Source organism: Providencia sp. PROV269 (genome assembly GCF_028477785.1).
Taxonomy (GTDB): domain Bacteria; phylum Pseudomonadota; class Gammaproteobacteria; order Enterobacterales; family Enterobacteriaceae; genus Providencia; species Providencia rettgeri.
This window is the reverse complement of sequence record NZ_JAMPLV010000027.1, coordinates 1-4673: the sequence shown is the minus strand read 5'-3', so window position 1 is coordinate 4673 and position 4673 is coordinate 1. Positions and strand designations below refer to the sequence as shown.

Annotated in this window: 1 protein-coding gene; it reads right to left on the bottom strand. The window is 39.0% G+C overall.

All coding sequences use genetic code 11. The features are described 5' to 3' along the window. Nucleotides 1–4625: Ig-like domain-containing protein (locus PR683_RS20255; protein ID WP_272571879.1), on the bottom strand; the 4625-nt coding region annotated here is incomplete at its 3' end. Nucleotides 4626–4673 lie beyond the last annotated feature (48 nt).

Below are 4673 nucleotides of genomic sequence, written 5' to 3'. Positions count from 1 at the left end.
TTAGATTCTGTCGTCCCACTGAAGGTTGGTGTTTTATGGTTAGTGAAACCACTGTTTGAGATCCCTGTATCTGATGTAGTATCTAACCCACCCTCCAGTACATCAGGCGGTGTTGTATCGATAATAATCTTACCCCTTAAGCTTTTAGTTCCTTTATGCCCAACAGCATCTTTCATCTCTACTTTATAAATATAGGTGTCCTCTGTCAGTGACGATGGAAGTGTGAATTTCCACTGACCTTTTTCATCAACCTTAATATCCTTATAAACATGCTCACCCACTATTAACTGTAGGACCACACCTGGCTCTGCTGAACCACAAAAAGTGGGTTTTGTGATATTTGTTACGCAATCCAATTGATAAGTATTATCTTTAGAATTACCAACACCACCATCAAGAGTATCTGGAGCAATTGTATCCACCTTGATAGTGCCTTGTAGCATCAAATCATTATTTAGATTACCCGCACTATCTTCTACCCTTGCCTGATAGGTATATTCCCCGTCTTTCAATGCACTTGCTGAAGGTAATGTAAATGCCCAACTCCCCTTTTCGTCTGCAATAATTGTCTGAGAAAAATGAGTGCTATCTAAAGGAGACTTTATATTGAGTAAAACTCGTGCAAAGGGATCACTATGTCCACTAAAATCAGGTATATTCGCATCAGTGAGAACATGCTCTTTAGCAACACCATCTCGTGCATCAATCACACCACCTGTTAATACCTTCGGGGCAGTGGTATCAATCTGAAATCTACCATGTTTCTGGCCACTAATTCCATGCACCTTATCTTCCACAGCTATCGTATAACCGTATGATCCTTCTTCGAATTTTACTTTTTCATCTATCACCCATACGCCATTTTCATCTGCTTTGGCATCGTATGAATGAGTTAAGTTATTATCAAAAATCAATCGGATAGAAGCATGAGGCTCCGTTTTTCCACTAAACTTCGGTGTTTTTATATTGGTAATATTATCGCCTTTAATACCGGTATCATCATTATCATCTAATCCCCAGGTTATTTCAGGCGTCGTTTTAATTGTTAAGCTACCTTGTAATTTATCTTTCTCTGCACTCATTTTCCCTAATACATTTTCAACCGTAATATTGTAAACATATTGGCCGTCAGCTGGCATTTGAGAGGCAAGTGGTTTGAATTGCCAATTCCCTGTCTTATCCGCTTTTGCAGATTCATGTATAGCTTCTTGTCCTTTAGACAACGTAAAATGTACGGTAGAATTAGGTTGAGTTTTGCCACTAAAGGTCAATCCATTGTTATATACCGTGTCATTACTGCCGATCTCACTCGTCTGAAAGTTAGTTATTTCAGGAGCCGAGTCATCATAAATAAGTGAAAAATTGATATTACTTTTTCGATTAATCAGATCGTACGCTGTAATAGAAAATTCAAGATTGCCACCCCCTGTTATATCACTGGGAATACATTCGGTAGGCAATGTATATGCCCAGGTTCCTTCATTGTCCGCTTTGGTCGTTCCAATTTCTTTACCTGTTTTATCTTTTATTTTAACAATCCCTGCGGGAGAGGTTTTACCTGTTATTTCTAAGTGATTTTTGTCAAAAGTAAGTTCGCCACCATCACTACTAATACTTTGATTTTCAGTAATACCAAACTCGATTTTAGGTTTTTGGGCCTCACCGCTTAACACTTTAATAATGGTTTCATGCGCGACCTTATTACCCGCAATATCAAAAGCGGTAATCCTAGCTTTATGCTCACCATTAGGTAAATTTAGAGTATTATTAAAAGTCGTTTGTGAACTATCATCATTAACAGATTTTTTGTCATATTTGATAGTCTTCTCATTAACTGCAATCTCGTAATAATCCATATTTCCTGTATAAGTAAAATTCAGGTGAGGATTATTATTTTTAGCTACATCAGCTGCTTTACTGTGCGTATCACTTTTTTCGATATGAAATTCATTGAATGTAGGGGGCGTTGTTAGGACATTTAGCTTAACAATCCCGAGTATCAAATCTTTCGTTTCATCTCGGAAAATGAGGTTGTGCTCCCCATCACCATCAAGGGGAACTTCAAGTTGCCATTCCCCTTTATCATTTGCTTGGGTCTTGTATTCTTTCCCCCCAACTTTTACTGAAATTTTAGCTTTAGGCTCAGCAATCCCTTTATAAATTGGCTTATTATGGTTTATATAACCATTTCCTTGATGTCCAGAATCCGTTTCGGGATCAAGGAAAATATTCGACTCAGATACAACTAAAAAGGAATGAAATTTCTCTGTCGAACCATATACATCTTGAAATTTCAAAGTATAGCCATGTTGACCCTGTGAAAGCGCATTTTGCGTAGGGAGTTCAAAACTCCATGCGGCTAATTTGCCAGTTTTTCCAGTTATGGTTAACGGATATTCTTTCCCAGCAATCTGAATGCTACCTTTAAATTCGTCCCCCGTTACACCACCTTTAATTGTTCCGTGCAATTTAGGTGTCTTGCTAACACTTACTTTTAAATCATCTTTACCTGTAGGGCTAGACTCAGCATCAATCAGTGAATCGATGGTATAAACACCTTTTTTTATCCATAAACCTTTTTTTTCAAAATCTTTATTATTCGTATTTCCAGCAAGAGACGTCGCAACGACACCAATAGAACTAACCCCATAAAGGGGGCCAGCTTTCATTAAATTCGATGGAAATGTGAAAGACCATTGCCCGTTTTTATCAATATCTGTCACATCGAACTCACGTCGTTCCCAAAAATAATCTCCAGTATAGTAAGAAAATTCAAACTTTAATTTTGAGCCTGGTGTAGTTGTACCACTAAATATTGGGGTTAAATCATTAGTTGACAGGACACCGTTCCTATCTCTAGTCGCGCTTGAATTAAGCGTTATTGCAGAAAGAAAGGGGATAGTATTATCAATTTGCAACGTACCTGTTGTTTCAAAATGATTGTCAGCAGCATCAGTAACAATAATTTTGTATTTACCTGAATAATTTTTATCTAATGTTTCATCTAAAGCTAATAGCCATGCACCATTTTCATCGCAGGTTGTATCGACGCTTTTATCATTCAATTTTAACGTTACTTTATTACCAGGAACGCTTTTTCCCGTAAACTCTGGCTTTTGGTTTTTGGTGATAAAGTCACCAGATGTTCCTAACTCTATCGCATCCGTTAATTTAACCACAGTGAAAGGTGGTGTTGTATCTATAAAAATCACGCCACTTTCATCAGTGGACTTCCCATTAGTCGGGTGTTCCGCAGTCACCGTATAATGATGTCCCCCATCCTGTAAACTATCAAGCGTAATAGCCCATTTTCCTGTAGTGGCATCAGCAATTTCGGTCAATTCCTGTCCAGCAATCTTAAAGGTTATTTTTGCACTTTTGGTAGCTGTACCTGTAAATGTAGGCTTTTTAACATTAGTGATATAACCATCTTTATTCCCACTATCACTCTCTTTATCTAATTCAACTGAAAGTGTCGGGGGCGGAGACTCACCGGAGCCACCCTCCGGAGGCGGGGTATAGGAAAAACTTTGTTGAAGTATTTTTTCATTACCCGCAGCATCTTTAGCTGTAATAACGTATTCGTTATCCTTACCAATTTTAGCATTTACATCAAACGTCAACGACCATTTACCTTGTTCATCGCAATAAACAGTCTTTTTCGTCCCTTTAAATTCACCCGTTATTTTGCTATTTGGATCAGATTTGCCGCTAATTTGAGGCCTGAGTAAATTCGTCACAACATCACTCGATACAATGTTGCTTTGACTACTTAGATCTAGACCCCCAGTTAATGTCATTTCGGTATCAATGATGAAGGTGCCCTTGGATTCCGCTTTATTACCGGCTTTATCGGTCACACTGACGGTATAAGTGTGCTCACCCTCGGTAAATTCCGTGGGCAGCGTTTGCGTCCACTCCCCGTTAGCATTCGCGATGGTCTCATAGCTTCCGTTTTCGTTTTCAATCGAGATCGTCACTGCCGCGTGCGGTTTGGTTTTGCCAGTCAAGGCTGGTGATTGATCCTTCGTGATATTATCGCCTTGAACCCCGCTATCACTGCCCTTGGTCAACGTCGCCACTGTCGAGGGTAATTGCGTATCAATTTGTAATATATCGCTAAATTCATTTTTATTGCCAGCCAAATCTGTCACTATGACTCGGTATGTATAGACGTTATCTGCCAACTCATTAAGCTGAACCGACCATTCACCATTTTTATCCGCTTTAGTTGGGTAATCCTTTTGGCCTACAACCACATTAACTGTTGAGTATGGGTCTGTTGTACCCATAAACGTCGGCTTATTTTGGTTGGTGACAAACCCATTGATGTCCTTCAATTTAGCGTCAGTCGACGGTAATGTCGTTTTGATAATTACCCATTCGCCAGTTTGTGTCTTATTGCCTGCTACATCAATAAAAGCAAAATCACAATAATAACTATTATCTGCAAATGGGTACTTAATCTTAAGATGCCATTTACCCTGTTTATCAGCAACCGTCGAGAACCTTCCCCCGCCGAATTTCATGGTAACAACACTGTTGGGCTCTGCTTCCCCTACAAATATCGGGGTATTATGATTAATCCATCCATAGCCGTTATAAACGTTTTGATCAAAGCTCAAACTTTTACCATATGACTTTGTATCTATAAAAAAGGCGCCGTCGGACTC